Here is a 1,467-nt window from a genome sequence, read left to right on the forward strand (position 1 = left end):
AACAATTAGCAAGTGTTTTAGATGGAACAATGTGGAGCTTTACAACATTCCATTGGTAACTTTCGATCTAATTGAAGTATTTGATTTAGCCATCTTTTTATTTAATTTAGAATTATATTTGCTTATTAATAAAGGGGTTAAAAAGGCTAAAATAGTTAGAACCATGCTAAAAATAAAAAATGCTAGAACTTCTATATGCATACTTGCTAATAGTGCCCCTGTTAAAGGACCAATCGTTCCACCTAAATTAAACATCCAATAACTGTAGCTAAATACTTCAACTAATTGTTTTTTTGGTGTATTTAACGATATCACTGTTTGTGAACATGTATTATATAAGTTCCAACTAATCCCGGAAATGACAGCAACAGAACTTAATGTATAAAAATCACTAAATAATATATATCCAGGTAAAACTATAGCATTAACAAATAAAGATAGCATGTAAACATAACGTGACTCAAACCTGTCAACTATTTTTCCGCCGATAAGTCCAAAAATTGTGGAAGCTAGTGGCGATAATCCAATTAGAAAACCAATTTGTGTAATAGATAAATCTGTGTGAGTGTTTAAGTATATAGCTAAGAACGGAAACACCATGAATCTAGTAAATGAAATTAAAAACCTTGAAACTAAAAGGAAAAGTATAGTTTTAGGAAGTTGTGAAACTGCTATTTTAATTTTAAGTAGAAATTTCTTCATATATCTACTATTCCTCCTAACATTTGATTAGAACTATTTAAGTAATTCAAAAATTATGTTCAGAAATGTTATAGTAAGTTTTTCTACGTTTCACTTATACTGAAAGGCCATTTATATTTTCTGATCTCTTTAATTTATAAGTGAATATATGTTCGCAAAACATTTACTTTTGTAAAATTTAGTATACCATTCTTTAGCATTATATTAAATATTATATTTATTTATATCAATTTCATAATCACTCTTTTTAAATACACAGATGAACGGAATCTTCAAATTGTTTTTCAAGAACAGAAATCTTACATTTTTTAACTAGTTTAATTGTGAATTGATGCGATCTACAGCGAGTTTTTGAAGCATTGTAAACAAGAATTACCATGTCAATGTGGATTTTTCCAAGATTCTTCGTAGAAGCTGAAACCATTCCTTCAGATAGGCATTCACACGTTCCACAGAGGTAAGAAGTTTATAAATATTTCCCCAAGCTAGTGAAGCCACTAGCGAAGGCATATATTTTCAAAAGTTTTGCATTACTTTCACTTTATAACCATCTGACAGATACCCTAGTTGGCTAAAGGACAAATAACGCGCTCTTTGGTCTTGTGCATTTTAATGTTTCATATTTAGAATCAAAGCTGTTGTAACGATATTAATGTTCACGCAAACAAGTAGGGGCAAAGTTTTTATTCTAACCAAAAATTCCCCTTCATTTCACTTTGTTTGCGGTCTAAACTGTTGTCTTTATAAAGAACTTTATAGCCAAAA

At 29.6% G+C, this 1,467-nt stretch carries 1 protein-coding gene; it reads right to left on the reverse strand.

The genetic code is table 11. The annotated features are described in order from the left end of the window. Positions 1 to 39: 39 nt before the first annotated feature. A complete protein-coding gene (locus IEX94_RS19455) occupies positions 40 to 702 on the reverse strand; it encodes an MFS transporter (RefSeq protein ID WP_188859909.1) in 663 nt (220 codons plus the stop codon). Between the last annotated feature and the right edge of the window lie 765 nt (positions 703 to 1,467).

This window comes from Oceanobacillus indicireducens (genome assembly GCF_014647195.1).
Classification (GTDB): Bacteria; Bacillota; Bacilli; order Bacillales; family Amphibacillaceae; genus Oceanobacillus; species Oceanobacillus indicireducens.

Bases quoted from the DNA above. Each gene is read 5' to 3' on its own strand.
- IEX94_RS19455 (WP_188859909.1), bottom strand. From the start codon at position 702: ATGAAGAAATTTCTACTTAAAATTAAAATAGCAGTTTCACAACTTCCT.